This is a genomic window from Akkermansia sp. RCC_12PD (genome assembly GCF_036417355.1).
In the GTDB taxonomy this organism is placed as follows: Bacteria; Verrucomicrobiota; Verrucomicrobiia; order Verrucomicrobiales; family Akkermansiaceae; genus Akkermansia.
Genome location: NZ_CP143889.1, coordinates 336,655 through 359,324 on the forward strand (window position 1 = coordinate 336,655; position 22,670 = coordinate 359,324).

General features: G+C 57.3%; 18 protein-coding genes. 6 read left to right on the forward strand and 12 right to left on the reverse strand.

Features of this window, described 5'->3' with window-relative positions; genetic code table 11:
* Positions 1-22 precede the first annotated feature (22 nt).
* The 5 genes from V3C20_RS01335 to V3C20_RS01355 form a co-directional block, all read right to left on the reverse strand.
* Positions 23-1,273 (reverse strand): MFS transporter, encoded by a 1,251-nt coding sequence (locus V3C20_RS01335; protein WP_130082966.1) that lies wholly within the window; start codon positions 1,271-1,273, stop codon positions 23-25.
* Between the two features lie 92 nt (positions 1,274-1,365).
* Positions 1,366-3,306 carry a M60 family metallopeptidase gene (locus V3C20_RS01340; protein ID WP_130082967.1) on the reverse strand — a complete coding sequence of 647 codons (1,941 nt, stop codon included), beginning with the start codon at positions 3,304-3,306 and terminating at the stop codon, positions 1,366-1,368.
* 115 nt (positions 3,307-3,421) lie between these two features.
* The gene (locus tag V3C20_RS01345; protein ID WP_130082968.1) at positions 3,422-4,330 is read right to left on the reverse strand and encodes an HAD hydrolase family protein; all 909 of its coding nucleotides are present in this window, start codon (positions 4,328-4,330) and stop codon (positions 3,422-3,424) included.
* A 1-nt stretch (position 4,331) separates the two neighbouring features.
* Positions 4,332-5,732 (reverse strand): OmpA family protein, encoded by a 1,401-nt coding sequence (locus V3C20_RS01350; protein WP_161981196.1) that lies wholly within the window; start codon positions 5,730-5,732, stop codon positions 4,332-4,334.
* A gap of 46 nt (positions 5,733-5,778) precedes the next feature.
* Positions 5,779-6,885, reverse strand: a complete 1,107-nt coding sequence (locus tag V3C20_RS01355; protein ID WP_130082970.1) for an alpha/beta hydrolase — start codon at positions 6,883-6,885, stop codon at positions 5,779-5,781.
* Between the two features lie 268 nt (positions 6,886-7,153).
* Here V3C20_RS01355 and V3C20_RS01360 point away from each other — a divergent pair, with 268 nt between their 5' ends.
* Together V3C20_RS01360 and V3C20_RS01365 are read left to right on the forward strand one after the other, a co-directional pair.
* The gene (locus V3C20_RS01360; RefSeq protein WP_130082971.1) at positions 7,154-8,545 is read left to right on the forward strand and encodes an LptF/LptG family permease; all 1,392 of its coding nucleotides are present in this window, start codon (positions 7,154-7,156) and stop codon (positions 8,543-8,545) included.
* Positions 8,532-9,227, forward strand: a complete 696-nt coding sequence (locus V3C20_RS01365; RefSeq protein ID WP_130082972.1) for an HAD-IA family hydrolase — start codon at positions 8,532-8,534, stop codon at positions 9,225-9,227. The genes V3C20_RS01360 and V3C20_RS01365 overlap by 14 nt, the downstream gene beginning before the upstream one ends.
* A 78-nt stretch (positions 9,228-9,305) precedes the next feature.
* Here V3C20_RS01365 and V3C20_RS01370 read toward each other — a convergent pair whose 3' ends face one another.
* Together V3C20_RS01370 and V3C20_RS01375 are read right to left on the reverse strand one after the other, a co-directional pair.
* Entirely contained in the window at positions 9,306-9,797 is a 492-nt protein-coding gene (locus tag V3C20_RS01370) for a hypothetical protein (protein WP_130082973.1), read from the reverse strand.
* 246 nt (positions 9,798-10,043) lie between these two features.
* Positions 10,044-10,634 carry a hypothetical protein gene (locus V3C20_RS01375; RefSeq protein ID WP_130082974.1) on the reverse strand — a complete coding sequence of 197 codons (591 nt, stop codon included), beginning with the start codon at positions 10,632-10,634 and terminating at the stop codon, positions 10,044-10,046.
* Positions 10,635-10,771: 137 nt separating this feature from the next.
* Here V3C20_RS01375 and V3C20_RS01380 point away from each other — a divergent pair, with 137 nt between their 5' ends.
* Positions 10,772-11,203 carry a DUF4339 domain-containing protein gene (locus V3C20_RS01380; protein WP_161981197.1) on the forward strand — a complete coding sequence of 144 codons (432 nt, stop codon included), beginning with the start codon at positions 10,772-10,774 and terminating at the stop codon, positions 11,201-11,203.
* 469 nt (positions 11,204-11,672) lie between these two features.
* On the opposite strand, the gene fabD is transcribed toward V3C20_RS01380, so the two are convergent.
* The 3 genes from fabD to V3C20_RS01395 form a co-directional block, all read right to left on the reverse strand.
* Positions 11,673-12,599, reverse strand: a complete 927-nt coding sequence (fabD, locus tag V3C20_RS01385) for an ACP S-malonyltransferase (RefSeq protein WP_130082976.1) — start codon at positions 12,597-12,599, stop codon at positions 11,673-11,675.
* Positions 12,600-13,391: 792 nt separating this feature from the next.
* The gene (gene rplQ / locus V3C20_RS01390; RefSeq protein WP_130082977.1) at positions 13,392-13,802 is read right to left on the reverse strand and encodes a 50S ribosomal protein L17; all 411 of its coding nucleotides are present in this window, start codon (positions 13,800-13,802) and stop codon (positions 13,392-13,394) included.
* A gap of 36 nt (positions 13,803-13,838) precedes the next feature.
* Positions 13,839-14,963, reverse strand: coding sequence for a DNA-directed RNA polymerase subunit alpha (locus V3C20_RS01395; protein WP_067571418.1), 1,125 nt, complete (start codon positions 14,961-14,963; stop codon positions 13,839-13,841).
* A gap of 212 nt (positions 14,964-15,175) precedes the next feature.
* On the opposite strand from V3C20_RS01395, the gene V3C20_RS01400 reads away from it, so the two are divergent.
* From V3C20_RS01400 to V3C20_RS01410, 3 genes are all read left to right on the forward strand, one after another.
* Positions 15,176-16,300 carry a TIGR00730 family Rossman fold protein gene (locus V3C20_RS01400; RefSeq protein WP_130082978.1) on the forward strand — a complete coding sequence of 375 codons (1,125 nt, stop codon included), beginning with the start codon at positions 15,176-15,178 and terminating at the stop codon, positions 16,298-16,300.
* Positions 16,293-17,408, forward strand: a complete 1,116-nt coding sequence (locus V3C20_RS01405; RefSeq protein ID WP_130082979.1) for an A24 family peptidase — start codon at positions 16,293-16,295, stop codon at positions 17,406-17,408. The genes V3C20_RS01400 and V3C20_RS01405 overlap by 8 nt, the downstream gene beginning before the upstream one ends.
* A 285-nt stretch (positions 17,409-17,693) precedes the next feature.
* The gene (locus V3C20_RS01410) at positions 17,694-18,713 is read left to right on the forward strand and encodes an EF-hand domain-containing protein (RefSeq protein WP_161981639.1); all 1,020 of its coding nucleotides are present in this window, start codon (positions 17,694-17,696) and stop codon (positions 18,711-18,713) included.
* 282 nt (positions 18,714-18,995) lie between these two features.
* On the opposite strand, the gene secD is transcribed toward V3C20_RS01410, so the two are convergent.
* Positions 18,996-21,428, reverse strand: coding sequence for a protein translocase subunit SecD (gene secD / locus V3C20_RS01415; RefSeq protein ID WP_130082981.1), 2,433 nt, complete (start codon positions 21,426-21,428; stop codon positions 18,996-18,998).
* A 193-nt stretch (positions 21,429-21,621) separates the two neighbouring features.
* Positions 21,622-22,605 (reverse strand): polysaccharide deacetylase family protein, encoded by a 984-nt coding sequence (locus V3C20_RS01420; RefSeq protein WP_161981199.1) that lies wholly within the window; start codon positions 22,603-22,605, stop codon positions 21,622-21,624.
* Between the last annotated feature and the right edge of the window lie 65 nt (positions 22,606-22,670).

Below are 22,670 nucleotides of genomic sequence, written 5' to 3' on the forward strand. Positions count from 1 at the left end.
ACAAGGGATAACCCATAATCCTTCATGCTCCTTCCAGGCAGTCATCCGGGGTAAACCTGAAATTGCGCCAGAAAGGCACGCTGAGCATCCAGATGGAGAACAGGGCTTCCAGCCCTCCGGCCATGATAATCGTCGCTTGGACTCCCAAGGAATCCACCACGGCCCCCCAGCCCATGGCGGCCAACGGCTGCACTCCGATCGTGACGATGCTGAAAAGCCCCAGAATGGCGGATTTCCTTTCCGGAGGCGCCAGAAGCTGAACGGCGGAAGAGGAGGTAACGAACAGCGTGGAGGTAGCCAGGCCCGCAAAAAAGAAACACAGGGCCTGCACCTCCACCACGTTGACGATGCCCGCCACGCAAAGGGCGCTCCCCATCCACAGGGTTCCGGAAGAAAGCTTGGCCCCCACCCTGTCGCTTTTGCGCGCAAAGGGCATTACCAGCAGGATGCTGACCATGGCTCCAGCTCCCACCGCTCCCAGTATCAGTCCGGTATTGCGGGGATTTCCGTGCATCAGGGCCGGAACGATCTGGTAGAGAGACTGCCCGCAAATATTCTGGATCAGGGCGCTGAGCATGATGAACAGCAGGCTGCGGGTGGACAATACCGCCTTGAGACCGGAAACCTTTCTGCCGGAACCGCGCTGCTTTTTCGGCGCGGCGGCTTCGGAAATATGGCCTTTCAGGGAAACCAGGCAGCCGATCAGCGGAAGACTGGCCAGGACATTGCCACCGAAAGCGGTGGCCGCCCCCCATTCCGCAATGATATAGCCTGCCAAAGCCGGGCCCACCGCCCTGCATGTGTTGAATACCAGGGAATACATCCCCACCGCCTCCTGGAGCTGCTTCCGGGGGATCAGGTCCCCCACAAACGCCTGCTGCGTGGGAAAGCCCACCGTCTGGTTGATGCCCATGACCAGCCCCGCCGCATACAAATGCCACAATTGCAGGGCATCCAGAAACGTCAGAAGAAACAGGACCGCCGCCACCAGCCATTGCACGGATTGCACGGCAATCAGCAGCTTGCGGCGGTCAAAGCGGTCGCCCAGTCCGGCCAGCAGCATGCCCCCTAAAAAGAAGGGCAGCGCATTTAGGGCGGCCAGCAAACCCACCGCCGTGGCGGAACCGCCGGAAATGCTGTAAACCAGGATGCCCATGGCTGTAACCTGCAGCCACATTCCGATCAGGGCACATGCCTGCCCGGACCAGAAAATTTGCAGGTTCTTCACCTGAAGGGGCTTGAAAAAGCCCAGCCAGTCATTCAGCAATTTCATTCAACCCCGGCATCCTAATCCGCGCCGCCGGAACCGTCCAGACGCGAGTATGACACCGGGGAGAAGCCCGTTTCCAGGCAATTTCCCCTCTTCTATTCATCCCGCGTATAACAGGCGGGATAATCGCTGGAAGGCAGCCAGACAGGCAGATTTTTCATTTTGGCCCTGGCGTGTTCGGAAACGGGTATGCGCCAGATTTCAAAGAAGGGTCCCATGTTCTTACCCGTCACCTTGGAAAAGGCGGACATCACCCATTCCCATTTCTTTTCATCGCTTAACTTGCCATTGTCGTAAGGCTTGTCATGGTATTGCAGGGCCACTTGCCGGAAGGCGTCAAACCCCAGATGGTACATCAGCTCCACCCAGAAGAAGAGCTGCACCTTGTTGGGCGCGTCCTTGTAAGTCTGGCTTCCGGTAAAATATTTCTTCAGTTCGGAGCTCATGCCGTACGGCCCCATGCCCCCGCCCCAGCAGGACTCGTAATTCTTGCCCGTCCCCATCACTTCACAGAGCATGGAAAAAATGTTGACGGAAACTTCCGTCTGCCCCTCCATCGTGAACGGAGGCGCCTGATGGTTGTGCCCCAGTTCATGCCAAAGCCCCCAGCTTCCGGAATTGATGATGGCGCCGCTGGCGATCGAATTCGTCCAGTCGGTCGTCGCCATGGCGGGATAGCCGGAGTGCCCGGCTCCTGCGGAAATCTGTCTGTCCACGACAAAGCGCATGGGATGATGAAGGCGGTCCGGCTTGGTATCCCACCCCATGATCCAATCCTGGAGCGCCATGTTTTTTTGCAGGAATTCCGCCACCTTCTGAACGTCGGGGCAGCGTTTCAACTGCTCCACCGGCATGGTCATCACCAGGCGCGGCATGCGGATTTCCCCCCACGGGGCCTTGCAATTTTCCAACTGCGCCGCCCATTGTTCCGGAGTAGTCACCCCCAGAATAAAGAGAGGCGCCGGAGTAGCTCCGGAAATCTGCACCTTGAAGGTCCGGCCTCTCTTGGAACGCTTGCCCACATTCACATACACCAGGCCGCCCATCGGATTCACCAGCTTCACGCGCCCCCGGTCCGCCGGGACCTGCACCGTTATTTCCGGAACCCTTCTCCAGGCATCCAGCTTGTGCAGGCTGTCCGTATGGCACCCGATGCGGATTCCGAGAGAACTCTCCTTGGGCGCCCCGGACAGGGAACATGAAATTTCCGCTCCCGGTGGGGCATACAGACCCGTGCTGTGCCATCCTGTGATGTTGGAATCTATCTCCACCGTGCGCCTCACGAGCGGAGCGCCGTCCTGCGGAGCTCCGGGAAAATCCTTTGCCGCCGGGCAGGCCTTCAGGGTGGAAGGCTTGTCGTCCTTCCAGGAGCGGCACCTTTCCAGCAAGTCATCCATGCGCTTGTCATCCGTCCCTCTTTTCCACGGTGTACTTCCGGAAGGGAATTCCTCCATGCCTGTCAATTTTTCAGCCTTGTCCCATGACCATGTTTCCAGGGGCTTGTCGGCATCCATCGGTATTTCATCCTTGCAGACGGTGGCGTACACGGAAAGATCCGGCATGGGATTCTTGACAGGCTGCGGAAAGCGCCCTTCGGGTTCCGGCTCTTCCTCCTCGGCGGGTTCTTCCTGCTGGCGCTCCTGTTCCTCCCGCTCACGGCGTTCCAGCTCTTCCCTCCTCCTCTTTTCCGCTTCCTCCCTCTTGGCCTGCTCCTGAAGTTTTTGCACCGCCTCCTGTTCCAGGGCCTCCTTCTTCTTCCTCGCTTCCTCCCTGGCCAGTTCGGCGGCTTCCCGCTCCTTCTCCCGGCGTTCCCTTATTTCCTTTTCCCGCTGCTTTCTCTGTTTTTCAGCGGCGGCCTTCATGGCTTTTTCCTTTGCCTGGCGTTCAGCAGTCAACTCCTGCGCCACCCTTTTCTTTTCCTGATTGTCCTGATACAGATAATACCCGGCTCCGACGCCGCAAATCAACAGCAGCATCAGGAACCATCCTACGGCAGAGCCCCTGCCTGCCTTGCGGGCCAACGAAGAAACATGCATGGAATTAGAAATAAAGATTTATATTATTCCTGCATGGGAAAAGGACGTTGTCAACAGGATTCTTTCCGTCCCTTGCACAATATAATGCGCCGCTTCCCAATCCCGGCAAAGAAGCTCATTCGGCAAGCGGTTCATCCGCACCCCGTTTCCATTCCGCCGCCTTCAAGACATCCGTCCGCATGCCGAAATGCGGAAGGACCCCGTTCACCAAGCCGTCCAGAACTCCCATGGTTCGCGCTTTTGGACTGATGTAGCCGTGGCCGGAAACGACCATGGCCTTCACTTCATCCGCCGCATTAGACGGACAGCAACGGAACGCTTCCGGCAAATTCCTCATGGCGTCCAGGTCATTGTGCCCGTCGCCGAAAACGGCCGCACGAGCATAGGGGATGCCGAACCGGGATGCTATAAAAGCCAGAGCCGTTCCCTTGTTGTAATCCCGGTGGCTGAAACGCAGGTAAGGCCCCGCCCTCTGCGTGACGATTTCCTCATAAGGGGCCACCGTTCCATGAATCACGCCGGACACTGCATCCAGCCCCCGCGCATCGTTCACCACCAGGGAAAAGGCGTCATGCTGCTGCCTCTGGAGCTCCAGCCCGGAAAACTGCTTTTCCAGATGCTCCATCAACTCCTCCAGCATACGGCCATACCGGCTGAACAGGGAATCATGGGCAACCGCACATGCATCGTTCCAGCACACACCCGGCATCAGGCGGCCTTCCGCATCCGCCAGATGGACGTTGCGTTCCATGGTCACGGTAAAATCCGGGGCAAACGCTTCCGGATCATCCTGAAACATGTCCATCAGTCCCTCCCTCAGGTAAACCGGGTCACGCCCCGTATTGATGCCCCAAAGCACGCCATAGCGCGCCCGGAGCGCACGCATGAGGCGGAAAAAACTGCGGCGCTCCCCGGCAGGACCGCCCAGGGTGAACAGGGTATCGTCAAAATCGAACGAAAAAAGGTACCGGGACTCTTCGGGCAGCGGAAGTGCCCGGACCGGAAGAAAACGCATCAATTCCATGTCAGGCCAGTCCTCCCTTCATCCCCACAGAGCCATACGCTTTCACCACGGGTTCCGCCAGTGGAATGTCATCTTCCAGCGGTTCGGCATTGGGAATATCTTCCTCCACCGGTTCCGCGGACGGGATGGTTTCAGGCACGGGCTCCGCCACGGGAATCCGTTCCTTCTGCGGTGGGGAACTTACCGGAGGCTTCACGGCAGGAGCAGCAGGACGGACGGACGGAGCGGAAACGGCGGGACGGCCTTCCGCCGGGGCGGAAATCTTCGCCTTGGCCCCCATCCTTGCACGCACCTGGCGGGCGATGGGTGTATTCATGTCCACGGCATGGGTGACGGGAAGGCTGCCGGCGGGGATCTCCTCGCCCGGCTTGCGCATGTGGATTTCCACGCGCCGGTTGGCAGCCTGTGCATTCTGGTCCCCCTTGGTGGACACCACCGGGCGGGAAGCCCCGCAAGCCCGGATGTACAATCTGCATTCCCCGTTGGGCCGCGTCAGTGAAATGCCGTTATCCAGCAGCCACTGGCGCACCGCGTTCGCCCGCATGAGGGAAAGCACGGCGTTATATTCCTCGGAGCCGAAACTGTCCGTATGCCCCTCCACAATGAAAATCGTGTCCGGATTCTTCATCATCAGCCCCGCAAGCTGGAGCATGCTGAGACGGGCGGAATTCTTCATCACCGCCTTGTTGTACTCAAACAGGAGATCCGCCCCCAGCCTGCTGTACCCGCTGTCCTTCCCCAGATTGGACTGGGCCATCAGCTGGGCCAGGGACTTGCTGCCGTCCGGCAAATGGGAATCGTCCTGGCCGCCTGAGCCCTTCAGCTTGTTATTGTACCATTCATCCGGATTGACCATCTCCGGCTCCGCCGTCTTGACGGTCGCCGGACTGGCGGAAGGCTTCAGCGCTTCCGGAGGGGAAAGCTCCGGAAGCCCCTGGGCAATGGATTTCATGTCCACCAGGGGCATTTGGGGGGAGAGAGATTCCGGAGGGGAGGGAGAAACGGGATCAGCGGAAAAACTGGTTTCTCCCGGTGCAATCACCACCTGTTCCGGAAGCATGTCCTCCAGATCGGGCAGTTCCGGAGGGGGCAGTTCCTTGATCTGCTCAACCACCGGCATTTCAGGAATTTCCGTCACGTCCGGAGCCGGACGGTCGTCCGCCTTCAGAACGATTTTCTCAGGAAGCGGCTTTGAAGCCGGCTCCTCCGCGACAGTCTTGTGGACATGAATACCCAGGTCGAACCAGCTCAGGACGACAAACCCCAGATAATGCACCAGCAGCGCCGCCAGAACGCCTCCCACGGCCACAGCCGCCAAATGGCGCGGCGCAGGCAGAATGAAACGGCTGCGCCTGCGGCGGTTCTCGCGGAGTTCTCCGCTGTTGTCCTGATACTCACTCACGGGATATTCACTATGCTGCACCATGAAACAAAACGGGGAGCACGGCTCATCTGCCGGACGGCGCCGCAGCCGTCACGGGAAAACGGTAGGATTCATTCATCAGCACCCTGGGCATGGGCATGCGGGTATTGTCATGAATCCACTCCGCAATGCCAGCCTGCAGCTCGTCATCCCCATCATACACGTTGACTTTATACGTTTTCTCAAATTTTTCCCCCTTCTTTCCTTCAATAACATGGAGAAAGGTCCGTTCCTTCGTTCCGTAGGGCTCCCCTTCCCGGATGGATTCATAAAGTTGCTTCTTGTCGTTCTTCAGGGAATCGTAAATGTTCAGGGAATCTTCCAGAGTGGAAAAAAAGTACTGGTTGGTACAGACGACCATAGCCGGATAATCCAACTTCAGGGCATAATCCACCGGAGCCACGTCAAACGTGCTGAAATCAGCACGCCACGCCACCCCGGCATCCATGAGCCAGAAAGCAGGATAGCACAGGGTTTTTCCCCAGTCCTGCTCCATCTCCCGCATCGCCACCGTCTTCAGGGAGGGGAAGCAGTCCATGGACACCATGCAGCGGATGCGGGGATCTTCGGAAGCGGCCTTCAACAGCACAGCCGCCCCGAACCCCTGCCCCACGGCGGCCACAGGCGGCAAACCTCCCGTTTTCTCCGCCACGGCGTCAAGCAAGGCGGTAACATCCGCATATTCCTTCAATCCGTACGTGCAATATTGCCGTGCGTTGTCCCTGCCGCGGGGATTCCAGACCAGGCAGGAATATCCGGCTCCGGTCAGGCCTTCCGCCAGAGGAAGGGACCCCTGCACGCCATTATCCCAGGAAGTGCAGATCACCACCAGTTCCGGCTTTTCATCCAGATGCGTCATGTTGCCCCGCAGTTTCAGGGCGTCCCTCACGCGGTTCTGGCGCGGCGTCAGAGTGCCGGACAGGCGGGGACGCACCAGATAGCCGGCAATCGCCGTCCCATCGGCGGAAACGGTCTCCACAGGCTCCATGATCATGGACTCTCCGGAAGCGGAACTTTCCGCCGCCCCCACCGGAACCAGCAGCGGGGTGGAGGCATACCAGGAAAACCACACCAGCCCGGCCACCGCAACAAGCACGAGCAGGAAAAATAGTTGGACAAGACGCTTGAACATGGAAAAGGAAGCACCCGGAAAATTGTTGACGGGAAAAATTTTATCCCATCCAGACTACGTTGACAACCACCAACTTCTATCGGGAGATTCCCGGGAACCCGCAAAATGCGGCATTTCCGGAGGCGTGTTCTCGCACCATGAACGCACCAGCAGGCGCCGGTTCCTCTGCCGCCGCAGGGAATTGAGCCGCTTTCCACAATTTCCGGAAGGGAAATAACGCTTTATTTCCCTTCCGTGATCTGGCATTCTTGGCGCATACTTCTTTTTCATGGCAAACCCGGCACAACATCTCCGCCAATGGTTCACATTCCTTGTCCTGCTTGTGCTGGGAGGCGTGGCGGCCTGGTTCCTGATGCCGCGGGAGTGGTCCCAGATGCAGTGGGAAATACCCGGCACGCCCTCCGAATATCCGCTTGCACAGCTTCTGCGTCCGTGGCTGATCCTTCTCGGCTGCTTTCTCCCCGCCGCGGGCATGTTCCTCTACAACTGCTCGGACATCATGGACAGGTATGTGGCGCGCACCTGGTTCACCGCGTTCATGATGTGCACGGCCATTCTGACCCTGATCTACATCATCGGAGACTTCGCGGACAACGTGGGAGACCTGATGAATCTGGAATCCCCCCTGGAAGGCACTTTCCGCTTTTACCTGAGCCAGCTCCCCATGATCCTGAACCTTATTCTGCCCTACACGCTGCTGCTGGGCACGCTGTGGGCACTCACCAAGCTTTCCTCCTCCTCGGAAATCACTGGAATGCTGCAATCCGGCCGATCCCTCCTCCGGATCAACTCCCCGGTCATCATCGGCGCCGTCTTTGCCGCCGTTTACTTCGGTATCTTCGGGTTCCACTGGGCGCCGAACTCCACGCTGTACCGGAAACTCATGTTCTCCTCCCTGAGCCAGAACAAAAATGACAGCTCCCGAAGCATTATTTACAAGAATGACGACGAATCCCGAATCTGGTACATCGGCGATCCTCCCGGCATAGACTCCCCGGGCGAACCGTTCAGACAGGTGCGCGTAGAACAGTTCGGAGCTCCAGGAAAAATGGAATACGAGCTATTCGCGGACGAAGCCTCCTGGGACCCGCATTCCAGAACGTGGACCTTCCTCCATGCCATTGAGAAAGCCTATCCCCAGCAGCAGCCCAGGGAACTGAACGGGGTTCCCCTATTCTCCGGAGACGGGTATCAAACGCGGAAAAAACCTTATTCCGAAACTCCTTGGCAGCTCATCTCCCCCAATGTCCGGGTAGATACCCAGGGAACACCGGCCCTGCAGGAAATCATCAAGGCGGGCTCCACCAACGCCAAGCAGCTCAGAAGCCTGGAAACGGAGTGGCACGTGAGAATTGCGCGCATGTTTTCCTGCATCATTCTGACGTTCATCGCCATTCCCTCCGCCATCACGTTCCAGAGGCGCTCCACGATGTCCGGCATAGGCATTGCATTGTTCCTGGCGGCAGCCATGCTGTTCCTGTATGAATTCTTCCCCACCCTGGCATCGGCCGGGTACCTGCCCACCTGGCTGGGCGCCTGGATGCCCAACATCATTTACACCGTCATCGCCATCCGTTTGTTCCAGACCAGGCTGGCACACAGGGGCTTCCTGGAAATGCTGAAAGGCCTGGAAAAAACGCCTGCCCATGACCATTCCTGACCAAATTCCGGAAGATCCTGCAAATGCAGAAAAGGCGCGGAACCTGCTGCGCCGGGCAAGCGCCGTGATTTTCGACTTCGACGGTCTGCTGGTAGACACGGAATACGCCATTTACGCTTCATGGCTGCGGGTATTTGACTCCTGCGGCCATCCCCTGCCTCTGGACCTGTTCAACCAGTGCCTGGGAAGCGGTTACACGCACTGGAACCCCGGCGACCATCTGGAAAAACTGACGGGAAGAACATTCGACTGGGACGAAATCAATGCGCTCCGCCAGAAGGAAATCGTACGCGATCTGGAACATGCCGGGCTGCTGCCCGGAGCCGGCGAACTCATCCGCAGCCTGGCGGAAAAAGGAATTCCCATGGCCGTAGCCTCCAGCTCCTCCCATCGCTGGGTGGACGGCTGGCTGAACAAGCTGGACATCATGCCTTATTTCAAAACCGTCGTCTGCCGGGACGACAATCTGCCCGTCAAGCCCGATCCCGCCCTGTTCCTCAGAGCGGCGGAAAACCTCGAAATTCCTCCTTCGGCGTGCCTGGTGCTGGAAGATTCCCAGAACGGCACCACGGCGGCCTTCCGTGCGGGCATGCCCGTCATTTCCATCCCGAACCGGGTGACGGCCCAGGCGGATTTTTCCCATGCAAGCGTCAAAATAGGTTCCCTGAAGGAACTCCTTTAACAGCGGGCCGGGGTACGGCACACCTTGACGTTTGGAAATGTGGTCGGGGCCGCTCGCCCCACTGCGCCAAACGGGACATCACTCCACCTTTTCCGACGGAAAAACATGAAGATAATTGGGCAATAACAAACAGAATTCGCTTTTCGCCTTCCAGACTGCAATATCCCCGCCATTTTCCGAGCCGACTCCCTCCGCGCTTATATGCAGGATTCCATCAACACAGGAGGCTTCGTAACACAACTCCTCCTGGGGGCAAATCAGGGAAAAAGTGGCCATCCTGCTCCACCGGCCATCCAACAGCCCCCACATGACACAGCAGACATTCATCTTTTTCCCCGGAACGAAAGGCTTCATATCCGGCAGACCCACCGCATCACACTTCAGGAAGAACATGCGCATGGGAATACCCGCACCCATTACCTGGCTGATTTCCGCCAAAACATGTTCCTGCGTACGCATCTTCACCCATTCGGGCGGAACAGCCTTCCGGTCCCCGCCATCAACCGCCTCAGAAAGGCTACAGACAAGCACTCCCAGAAGCAGGCCGCACAAACAGAAAAACAATTTCATAACAGGATAGTTTTCCGTATCATGCAGAAAGTAGCCGCCTAGTCAACATTGGCTCTTGGAAATAGAAAACCTTTTCCGTAATTTGCATAATTTCAGAAAGTTTATAGTGATTTTTGCAAAAAGAAAAACATTAGATTTATTTGAGGAAGGCATCCAGAAATCCGGCGCAGCGGCTGGAGCAAAATGAAAAAAATGCACCCAAAAAAATCAAGAAAGGTATCAAGCGGATTTCTCCGTTACCCACCATCAGTTCTTTGAAAACACCTCTCCCGTATTCCTATGAACACGGTTCCCAAGCTGCAGCTTTTCTTCAGGAATCAGACGATCCTCTTCCTTTGATGCGGGATTGTCCCCTTTTTCTTCCAAACGCATGCGAATAATGTCATCCAAGGCAAGAAGAGCTTCCTCGCTTTCTATCCACGCTGCAATATCTGCTCCCTTTTTTGAAAGGAAACCTTCCGCTTTCAAACAAAGCATCCCGTCGGCATAGGAAGCCTTGTAATCCAGATCTCCCTGTGGACTTTTGAAACAAACTCCGAGCATACAGCGCCATACCCCTTTCATTTGAACCCAAATACTGCACCGCAGCAACATTTCATTTCCTGGCTCCATCAGGTTCATGTCAGGACGCCCCATTTCGGTACACTTCAGAAAGAAAATATGCACAGGCATATTGAAGCCTTCCACCTGGTTAATTTCCGCCAAAACATGTTCCTGGGTCCGCATCTGCACCCACTCAGGCGGAACAGCCTGGCGATCCTCACTATCAGCCGCCGCAGAAATGCTACAGACAGACGCCCCCACAAGCAAACCGCACAAACAGAAAAACAATTTCATAACAGGATAGTTTTCTGTATCATGCAGAAAATATCCGTTCGGTCAACAGGGACGTTCAAAAATGAAAACTCTTTCCCGCAGGATTTCTCCCGCTCTTGTTTCTTGACGGAATTCCTTTCATGCCTTATGTAGGGAGAATGCCCTCCCAACATTGCCCATTATATCACTATCGCGTCAAGGACAAGGTCGTCGGCCCCGTCAGCCTGGCCGACCTTCATGTTCTGCTCACTTCCAAAAAAATTCCTCCGGACACCATGATCCGTGAAGAACATTGCCAGACATGGATGCCCCTCACGGCGGAATTCCGCCGCCAGGAGCGCCTGGCCCGCCCCCGGACGTCGGCCGCCCTGCTGGCCTGCCGTCCTCCGAAAAGCAGTTTCCTGTTCTACGCCATTGCCCTGTTCAGCATGGCCTGCGGTATTGTTCACTCCGTGATGGAAAACTACTTCCAGTACATGGAAGTGGTGTTTCTGCCTTCCATAGCGTTTTTCATGGGCAAAATGCTGGCATACATGCACCTGCTCACCGGAGGAATCAGAAAAATTCCCATAGACACCCCGGACCGCTGAAAACACCCCGGTATTTTCATACCCCAAACGTTCTTTTTCTACTGAAACAGAATGTATTGCATATCCTACCCCGTAGAGCATCACTGAACTGTTACCGGGCCATGGAGAAATAGCGCAACCCGTCCGCATGGATATGTTCCTGGACACGGAAGGAGCTGCGGCATTCCGTTTTTCACGGCCATAACCGCAAGGAGGGCTCCCCACGGAGAATACCTCCATCGCCATCCAGCAAAGCCGGATAAAAATCAAGTCCTTTCAGGGGAAGAACGTCCCGTCCTCCATCCGTCTTCTAGTTGATGCGGGCGTCCGGATGTTCCATGCAAACAGTAATAACAGGCCCGGCCTCTCGTCAAAAACCCATTCTCCGGCAGCGGCTCCCCCGTTGCAGGAAATATGGAGGAAAACCTGAAACAGAAAAACCGCCGGAACCTCCAACGGCTCCGGCGGTTTAAAAACAACAATCCGGTCATTACTTGCCCAGTTCCGCAACGGCGGCTTCCAGACTGGGCACGTCTTCAATGGAAATAACAGTGGCATCCTTGCAGATGCGGCCCATCATGCCGGCCAGGGTCTTGCCCGGCCCCAGCTCAATGAAGAGGCGGTGGCCCTGGTCCACAAGCTTCTGCATGGAGGCCGTCCAACGTACGGAACCGCACACCTGATGTTCCAGCATGCTGCGGATATCGTCGGGACCTTCCACCACGCGCGCTTCATAATTGCAGTACACGGGCATTGACGGAGTACCGAAGGAAACATTTTTGAGCTCTTCCGCCAGCTTCACCATGGCGCTGTGCATCAGGCGGGAGTGATAGGCGCCCGCCACGTTGAGCTTTTTGGCGATCTTGCATCCGGCGCCCTTGGCTCCGGCAATGGCCTTGTCCACGCCTTCTTCCGTACCGGAAATGACGGTCTGGCCGGGACAGTTGAAGTTGGCTACGTCCACATCGCATTCCTGCGCCAGTTTGATGACGTTCTCATCGGAACCGCCGATCATCGCGGCCATGGTGCCCTTGGTGGCGTTGCAGGCTTCCTCCATGAAAGCTCCGCGTTTCTGAACCAGGCGCAACCCTTCTTCAAAGGAATAGGTACCGGCGGCGGCATGAGCCGTGAATTCCCCCAGGGAGAGGCCGGCGGCGGCTACGGGATTCAGGGACGGCGCCAGTTCCTTGAGAACGGCCAGACAGGCCAGGCCATGCACATACAGGGCCGGCTGGCAATTGCAGGTGCGGGTGAGTTCTTCGCCGGGGCCTTCAAACATGACGGTGGAGAGAGATTCCCCCAAGGCTTTGTCGGCCTGCTCAATCAGGGCTTTGGCGGTAGGATACTTGTCATACAAATCTTTGCCCATGCCCACCTTCTGGGCACCCTGTCCGGAAAACAATAATACTGCGTCCATAGTTGAGATACTAGTATACCGCCCGCAACGGAAAGAAGCAAGAGCGATCAAAAAACCTTATCCGTTAAAAATCCCGGCCATGCGCCATTCACGCATCAGGAACGGTTTTCAACTTCCAAACCATATGCCTCTCCGTCTCTTCCACCAAAACAGCCTGTACATCAACAGCATATTTTTTACTCATGCATTACAGCATATGCGGTATGGGAAATAATTCGAGTGCACGCTTTTCCACAAAATGAATAAATTGGCGCCTTATCCTCTGTAGGCAATTAAGCGAATTTGGAATTCGATGGCACATGCCCATTTTTCCGACCACGGCGCCCATGGAGTTTCCCTGTAAAATGGGAATAATCACTTAATGGGAAGATTCCCTGAACTCTTCCGGATAATGCTTGCAGAAGCTAAAACGGGATAAAGTACTTCATCATTTTAACCCCCGTCCTATTGCCCGGTATTCCTCCCCTCAAGACGGGAAAATAAGCGGCCATGTTCCCTCTTTTCCCTTCAGGCAATTCCCTCCACCCTGGAAACATTGACAAGTTTATCAAACGAGCCCAAAAGCCAGGAAAAGAGCAGAAGCGGTGAGATAACAAGCCATGAACAAGATCAGCTCCAAAGCCAGCATCTACCTAGAATTCCTCTATTCCAGAATGGATGGATGAAAAGGAAAACACTCCTTCCCAAGAAAGCGCTTCCCCCCGCAAATGGAAGTTTGCGGGGGGAAGAATCACCAGGATGTCAAATCCCGGATATGACGCTTTTTTAAAACGCGGAACAAAAGAACTACCTTCAGGCAGTGGCTTCCGTCGTCGCGGGAGCTTCTTCCGTTTCAGCCGCTTCACGGGGCAGATCGATGATTTCGATCATGGCCACGAGAGCGGAGTCGGTCATGCGCTGACCAAGCTTGATGATGCGGGTATAACCGCCCTTGCGTTCCGCGCAAAGGGGGGCGATTTCATCAAACAGGCGCTTGACGGCCGTCGTGTTGTGAATAGTGGCGATGGCCTGGCGGCGGGAATGCACGTCACCGCGCTTGGCAAGCGTGATGAGCTTTTCCACATAGGGGCGCAGAGCCTTGGCCTTGGCCAGGGTGGTGGTGATCCGCCCATTGAGGATGAGGCTGCATGCCTGGTTGGCGAGCAAAGCCCTGCGATGGGAGGCATTGCGCTGAAGCTTGGAGGTTTTTACACCGTGTCTCATGATGATATTTTTCTATGTGTGTTGGTTTTGTGAGATTTAGTCGTCGTCGTCTTCGATGTTGGCGGCAATCAGGTCCGCCAGGCCCACGGGGCTTTCCTCTTCCAGGCCCAGGCGCGGCTTGGCCTGCGGCACGGGGCCGGTCAGCAGGGAGGGGTCCACCTGGACGCCCAGGGAAAGGCCCAGTTCCAGCAGCTTGTCCTTGATCTCGTTGAGGGACTTCTTGCCAAAGTTGCGGTACTTGAGCATTTCGCTTTCGCTCTTCATGGCAAGCTGTCCGACGGTGGTGATGTTGGCGTTGTTGAGGCAGTTGGCGGCGCGTACGGAAAGCTCGATTTCGTTGACGCTCATGTTGAGCAGCTTGCGCAGGCGGGCCGTTTCCTCGTCCTGGACGGCGGAGGGGGCTTCCTCGAAGTTGACCTGGTTGTCGTCGTAGTTGACGAACACGTCCAGATGGTGGCGCAGAATGGCGGAGGCCTGGAGCATGGCGTCAGCCGGGCTGATGCGGCCGTCCGTCCAGACTTCAAGGGTCAGCTTGTCATAGTCGGTCATCTGGCCCACGCGGGTATTCTGCACGGAATACTTCACACGGGTAACTGGGGAGAAAATGGAGTCAATCGGAATCACGCCGATGGGCATGTCCGGCACCTTGTTTTCGTCGCCGGTGGCAAAGCCGCGGCCGACGCGCACCTGGAATTCGCATTCAAACATGGTGTCCTGGTCCAGGGTGCAGATGATCTGGTCGGGGTTGACGACCTGGTAAGTGGTATCGTCGGCAATATCGGCGGCGGTCACAACGCCCTGCTTGTGTACGCGCAGGGAAAGCAGGCGCGGTTCCTTGCCATGGTGCTTGAACTTGACCTTTTTCAGGTTCAGCACGATTTCCGTGACATCTTCCACCACCCCGGGAAGGGAGGAGAATTCATGCTGGGCGCCGGCGATGCGGACGGAGGTGATGGCAGCCCCTTCAAGGGAGCCCAGAAGAACGCGGCGCAGGGAGTTGCCAAGCGTGTGTCCGTAACCGTTTTCAAACGGTTCCGCCACAAAGGTCAGATGGTTCGGATCGTTCGGATCCTCAATCTTTTCCAGGCGGCTGGGGACTTCAAAGCGGGCCAGCGTGGTAACGGCCGTTTCTTCTGCAGTAGTGGTTTCGTTTTCCGACATAATATAATGTAATGTACCGGGTTTCCCCTCAACACGAACACGGCGGGGCGACCCGCCTGAAGGACCAACGGCATGTTTTGGGAACGCTCGTGCGGGGAGCAATTTAACGATCTGCTTCCAACAATCAACTCTTTTCACGCATGCCGGCAATTTTTCTGTGACTTACCGTGTGTCATCTGGCATAGTGACAGGGCAAACGCACACACAAGCCAATGAAGCATCCTGATTTTCTGGACAACAGGGATTTTACGGGGGAAGACAAGAAGCGCCCCTCCACCCTGCACATGGACACCAGCTACAAGGCCCTGGAAGGGGACGTAAAAAAACTTTCGGAAACCGCCTCTACCCGGCATGACCCCCGCTATTTGCAGGAATATATCAAAACGGGCATCAACATGGCGCAGTCGGACGCTTCCGACCACGATTTCACCGTCCTGATCCGCGCCGGGCGGGAGATGTACCGCGCCAACTGCGTGTTCGCGCCGTACCGCCACATCCGCAAGGTATCCATCTTCGGTTCCGCGCGCATCCGGCACGATGAGCCGGCCTATGAAACGGCGCGGGAATTCGCCCGGGAAGCCAACGAACACGGCTACATGGTCATCACGGGGGGAGGTCCCGGCATCATGCAGGCGGCCAATGAAGGGGCCGGGGAGGAACGCTCCTTCGGCCTGAACATCACGCTGCCCTATGAACAGACCTCCAACCATGTGGTGGCCAACAGCAACAAGTTGATCAACTTTTACTACTTCTTCGTCAGAAAGCTGAACTTCGTGGCGGAAAGCGACGCCATGGTGGCGTTCCCCGGCGGCTTCGGCACCATGGACGAAGTGTTTGAGACCCTCACGCTGATCCAGACCGGGAAAGCCACCATTTACCCCATCGTCCTGCTGGACTCCCCCGGCAAGACCTTCTGGCTGAACTGGCTGGCCTTCATCCGCGTGGAGCTGGTAGACGCCGGCCTCATTTCGGAAGACGACCTGCATCTGATCCACGTCACCAAGAATCCGGCGGAAGCCATCGACCACATCGACCGGTTCTACCGCATTTTCCATTCCTACCGCTTCATCGGGGACACGATCGCCATCCGCCTGAACGCCCCCATTCCAGCCCAGTGGGTGGAACACCTGGAACGGGATTTTGCAGACCTGATCCTGCCCGGAGGCCGCATGGTCCAGACCGGCCCCCTGCCGGACGAAGCGGACGAACCCCATCTGGACAAACTGCCGCGCATCGCCTTCCCCATCCGGCGCGGCAATTACGGCAGGCTGCGCCTGCTGATCGACCGCATCAACGAGGCCCCCAGCAGGACCTACACCCCCGCCCCCCATGCCTGAACTGTTTCCGGCATGGCTCATCCCCCTGGTCTTCGGGATGGCCGGGGCGTGCATAGGCTCTTTCCTGAACGTGGTCATTTACCGCGTTCCGCTGGGCATTTCCATCAATGATCCGGCGCGCTCCTTCTGCCCGGAATGCGATGAACCCATTCCCTGGTACCTGAACATTCCGGTCTTCAGCTGGCTGTTCCTGAGGGGGAAATCCGCATGCTGCCGGACACCCATTAGCTTCCGCTACTGGCTGGTGGAACTGCTGACGGCGCTCATCTTCGCGGCCATGGCCTGGAAATACGCGGATATGTCCCTGGCCGCCGCCGTTCTGCTCTGCGTGTGGAGCGCCCTGGCCATTGTCATCATCTTCATTGACGCGGAACATCTCATCGTTTACCGCTCCCAGGCGCTGGCCGCCGCCGCTGCGGGCGTGGGCGCCAGCTGCTTCTTCCCCTTCCTGCTGCCGGACAAGGATATCATGACCTGGACAGACGCTTTTCAAGGAGCCGTCCTGGGCGGAGCCGCAGGCTATGCCATCATCAGACTGGTCATTGAACTGGGCAAGCTGCTCTTCGGTTCATGGAAGGAGCATTTCGACACTCCCGCCGCATGGAGCTTGAAAGAGCCGGAATCCGACCATGAGGAATTGCAGCTTGTGGTCAACGGCCAGCGCCATGACTGGTCCATGCTTTTTCACCGCACTGCGGACAGGGCCGTGCTTTCCGGCGGTTCCGTCGTCATCGACGGAGAGGAGCAGTCCCCCGGCGACGTTATCTTGTACCGGGACAGAATAGAGCTGGAAAACGGAGACGTTTTTCCCCTGGAAAACGTGGAAAGTGTAGAAGGAGCCCTGACGGACATTCACGCAAGGCGGGAGGCCATGGGCTCCGGGGACGCCTGGATATTGATGATGGCCGGCTGCGTGGGAGGCTGGCAGGGAGCCGTTTTCTGCCTTTTTATCGGCTCTTTGCTGGGAATTGCCCAGGCTGTCGTCTCCCGCCTGGGTTTCGGTAAAAACCTCCCCTTCGGCCCTGCCCTGCTCAGCGCCGCCTTTATCTGGCTTCTGGGAGGCGACCGATGGTGGTTTCTGTACATCAGGTTCATTTCCGGAGAATAATTTCCTTTCCATGACACATTCAAGACCGCACCTGCAACAGGCTCGGTCTTATTTTTGTCGTTTTTCATTCACAGCCAGTGATTTTATCTATCCGCCGCCTTGTGGGCACATGGGGTCCGTCCCACCGGGTTTCCACCGTGATCTACGGAACATCCATATTTTTATTTTGAAACCAAACCCGGACTCGGGTGTTCATCATAACAAAGGGAGGTAATTCCGAACCGCCGCAAGATGTGCGGAAAGGATTCCCTCTCCAAACGCATTAACCTCACCACTCAAAAAATTATGACCAAACAAATGATATTAGCCGCAGCCTTCGCCGCGTGTTCGGCATTCGCCCAGGATGCGCCCGCTCCGGATATGCCCGGAGCTCCGGACGGCCAGCCGGCACCGGAAATGAGGGGGGCCCCGCGCCACAGGGGCGACGGTCCCCGCCGCCAGGGCCCCCGTCCTGGCCAGAGGGAACTCCAGATCAGGCAGATCAATCCCGGCATGATGATCATCGGGGAAGAACTTGTCATGGCCCGGTATGACACCGACAAGGACGGAAAGCTTTCCGATGAGGAAGTAGCCGTTCTGAAAGCCGATGTGCAAAAGGACCAGGAAGCCAAGAAGGCCGCCATCCTGAAGAAATTCGACAAGGACGGCGACGGCAAGCTCTCCGCTGAGGAAAGAAAAGCCATGCGGGAGGAATGGGCCAAGGATAATCCGGAAGCCGCCAAGCGCATGGAGGAAATGAAAGCCCGTCAGGAAGCCCGCAAGGCGGAAATGCTGAAAAAGTTCGACAAGGACGGAGATGGCAAACTCTCCGACGAGGAAAAGAAAGCCATGCAGGAGGAATGGGCCAAGGAACACCCGGGAGCCGCCAAGCGAATGGGAAAGATGAACAACCGCGGCCCCAGAGGGCCTGAAGCCGGAGACCGTGGCCGCGGTCCCCGCGGCCCAATGGCGGACGGCCCGCGCCACCAGGGAGGTCCGCGCTCGGAAGCTCCCCGTCCACCCAGAGCTCCGGAAGGACGCCGCGGTGACGGCGACCGCGGCCCCCGCGGCAACCGCCCTGACGGTCCCCGTCCCCAGCTTGATCCCAACCGAGCCCCCATCATGATGGCCGGCTGGATGCTGATCGAAGAAAAATACGATGCCGACAAGGACGGCAAGCTGAATGAAGCTGAAATGACGCAGCTCAAGGCTGATGCCGACAAGGCTCTGGAAGCACGCCGCGCCGCACGCAGGGAAGCCAGAAAGGCAGCCCGCGGCAATGACACGCCTCCGCCCGCTCCGGCTCCGGCTGAAGAAGGCGAATAATCTACCCGCACAGCAAAAGAGAGAAAACAGAGATACGGCCCCGTCTGCCTCACGGCAGGCGGGGTTTCTTTTTAGCCGGAAAAACACGGGGAAATACCCCGCTGCCTGTTGTTGAAAAGAAGGAATGGCAGAACCGGGGAAGGTACCGGGAGAGTCCTCCTTCCATGCCAGTTCTTTCCCATGTCCTACGGAATCCGGCTTCTTCCTTTCCGGACATTAAAAAGCCGGGGAAGGCACAGCCTTTCCCCGGCGTCATAAACTCAACTGATCCAGGATACCGGATCAGGCTCCGGCCTTCATGGCCTGCTTGACTTCCGCATGCAGCCCATGCTTTCTGGAGAAGAGGAGCGCCGCCGGAGAAGCGATGAAGATGGAGGAATACGTACCAATCAGGATACCGGCGGAAATCGTCCAGGCGAAGTCTTCCATGGAAGGACCGCCGAAAAAGTACAGGCAGACCAGCACGGCCAGCGTGGAAAGGGACGTCAGCAAGGTACGGGAAAGCGTTTGATTGATGGCGTCATTCATGATTTGCTCTGCACTTTCGTTCGGGTCAGCATAGCGTATGTATTCGCGAATGCGGTCGAACACGATGATCTTGTCGTTGATGGAATAGCCCGCCACCGTCAGCAGGGCGCCGATGTGAATCACGTTCAATTCCGTGCCGCTGATGATCACCAGGCCCAGCACCAGCAGGACGTCGTGCGTCAGGGCGATCACGGCCCCGATGGCAAAGGTCCATTCAAACCGCACCGTCAGGTAGATCATGATGCCCAGAATACCGAAGAACAGGGCCCATGCGGAGGTAATCAGCGTGTCGTACCCCATGGACTGGCCGATGGTTTCCTCGCTGAACGGCGCGTTGTCCAGCACCGGGAAGGATTTCTTCAGGGCGGAGGTGATTTCCGCCTTGTCCTGGGCATTGTCGGAAAAGTTGACCAGGATGTTCACCTTGCTGCTGTCCGTGGATTCCGCCACTTCCTGCACGGTAGCCTTCTGGGTCAGGGCCAGCTTGTTGACGGCATCTTCCGCCTCCTTGACGGAAATGTCCCCCTTGTTGACCAGATAGGAAATGGAGGAACCGCCGGTGAAGTCCATGCCCAGGCAGTCCTTGCCCTTCATGGCCCCTACCACGATGCAGATGACCAGCAGAATGGCGGAAATGGAGCAGGACCAGCCGCGCTGGCCCATGAAGTTGATGTTGCTCTTGCTCTTGAAGAGGTTCAGGAATTTGACATCTTTCATGATGCCGATCGTGTCCGCCCAGTAGAACAGGACGCGGGTGACGAGAATGGCCCCGATCATGGAAGTAATGACGCCCACCGTCAGGGTAACGGCAAAGCCTTTGATGGTGCCCGTAGCCATCCAGTACAGGATGACGGCCGTAATCAGGGAGGTAATGTTGGAGTCGAAAATGGCGGAAAAGGCCTTGTCGAAGGAATTGCGGATAGCCACGCGGAAGGGGCGTCCCGCTTCCTTTTCTTCCCGGAGGCGTTCGTAAATAAGCACGTTGGCGTCCACCGCCACGCCCAGGGTAAGCACGATACCCGCAATGCCCGGAAGAGTCAGTTCAAAGCCGAAGATGGACATGGCGCCCAGCAGAAGCAGGGCGTTGATCGTCAGGCCCACGATGGCCACCAGACCGGCAAAGCGGTAGTAGATGATCATCATGATAAAGCACAGGATCAGGCCCGTGATGCCGGCATATTCCCCCTGAAGCAGGGCCGTATGGCCCAGCGACGCGGAGATTTCACTGGCGGATTCAAAGTTGAGCTTGTTGGTCAGCGGGTTGGAGAGGACCTTCGTCAGGGCTTCCGCCTCACCGGGGCCGTCCAGGCCGGTAATCACGAAGCTCTTGGAAAGAACGGAGTTTACAGTGGGCGCACTCTTGACCACGTCATCCAGAACGACGGCCATGCGGTCACGTTTGAGCTCCATGCGGGAAGTCAGGTTGTACATCTTGTCCGCGCCGTCGTTGCTCAGCGTAACAGCTACTTCCGTAGGGCGGGAAAGGTCCACGCCCGCATGGACAATGTCCTTGCCCGTCAGTGATTCACGTTTCTCCAGGAAAAGCTTTTCCGTAACTTCCTCTCCCTTTCCGTTCTTGAACGTGTATTCATACAGCCTGTAGCCGGGAACGCGCACGCGCCCTTCCGCCACCAGTTCATAGTTGCGGGGGTGGACAGGCAGAATCTGGAGCTTGGCCACCTTGGTCAGGATGGACTTGGTTTCCTCGCGCTTGGCGGGGTCCGCCGCGGGAATTTGGACTTCAATCAGGTTCAGATCATCCTTCTTCTTGGGGCGGATGATGACGTCGTTGGCTCCGGTGCTGTTCAGGCGGTCCGTCAGGATGGTGCACGCCTGCTCCATGGCCTCGTTAGTCAGCGGAATCGGCTTGCCGTCGTCCCCAATGTTCGGTTCCACGCTCAGCGTGAAGGAAACACCTCCGGCAATGTCAATGCCGTATTTCAATCCCTGCTGGAAAAGGGAAAAGAGGGAAAAGGACGCAATGCCGATGATAAAGAAGGTCCCGGCATTGCGCTTGACCTTGTCCTGGTCAGAACCCAGGTACCAGAAAAACACGCCCAGCAGAACCAGACCGCCTACGAAAATAAACAGAGGGTTGTTGAAGAGATCGTAAATAAACGCGAGAGACGCGGACATGCCGCCGGCCGCGGGGAGAGTATCGGCAGATGCCAGGAGATTCATAGACATTTCAATCCGGATTGGGTGTGAGTAATACGGCAAGGGATTTTGGAGAATTTCATCAGCAGGTCAAGCCTTCTGTGCGTGTACCGCCGGATGATCCGGTTCCGCCCGCCAAATGCCGGAAAGCGCGGCGCCGCCGCAATAAAAAACCCGGTCTCCCTCAGGGGACCGGGTTGAAAAGGGAAGCGGCAGGCAAGCCTTACATGCCAGCCATTGTCTCCACCGGAACGGAAGCCGGAGCGGCAGGGACGGGATTGGGAATGGTCTCCATCCCCGGTGTGACAGGAGAAATGGGAGCAGCAGGAGACAGAGGCTGCACCGGGGAAGCCTGGCGGGAAGCGGCGCGGCCGCGGCGCAGCAGTTCGGAAACGGTCACAAGCTCATACCCCCGGTTTTTCAGCCCCTTCACGATGGCGTCCACGGCCGCTACGGTGGAAGCATGGATATCATGCACCAGGATAATGGAGCCGGGCTTGGCCCCGTTCACGGCGCGGGCGGCCACCACGGCGGAACCGGGCTTGCGCCAGTCGTTCGTATCCACGTCCCACATGATGGTGGTAAACCCGAAGCGCTGCCGCGCCCAGGAGGCTACTCCCGCATTCGTATAACCGCCCGGAGGGCGCATGACCACGGGGATCATGCCGCAGGCGTTGCGGATGGCTTCATTGGTCCGCTGAAGCTGGTCTTCCGCCTTCTCGCGGGATACCTTGCTCAGATAAGCATGGTTCCAGGTATGATTCCCCACTTCATGGCCTTCATTGACCATGCGGCGCACTACCTGGGGATGGGCCGTCACGTTGCAGCCCTGCACGAAGAAAGTACCTTTTACGTTATTGTTGCGCAGGATATCCAATACCCTGGGGGTGAGCGTTCCGTGGGGGCCGTCGTCAAAAGTCAGGGCCACCACCTTGTCCGGAACGGCCACGCGGTTCACCGTGACGCCCGGAATGCACGGAGCCAGGGGGACATCATTGTAAGATGGGCTCACGGACGGCACGGGAACGGACTTTTCAGGCAGCTTCACCACGGGACGGTCCGGCTTTTTTCCCGGAGCGGTGACGGGAGCCAGCGCCGTTCCGGCGGAAACGGAATTTCCGGTCGTCCGGCCAGCCTGGTCCTGATGGGAGGAACAGGCGGAAAGACCGATGATCACGGCGCATGTAAGGAATAAACGTTTCTTCATGACAGGTTTTTGCACGGTGTACGCCGATCGGGTCTTCTTGTCACGTCCTAAATCATCCATGAATG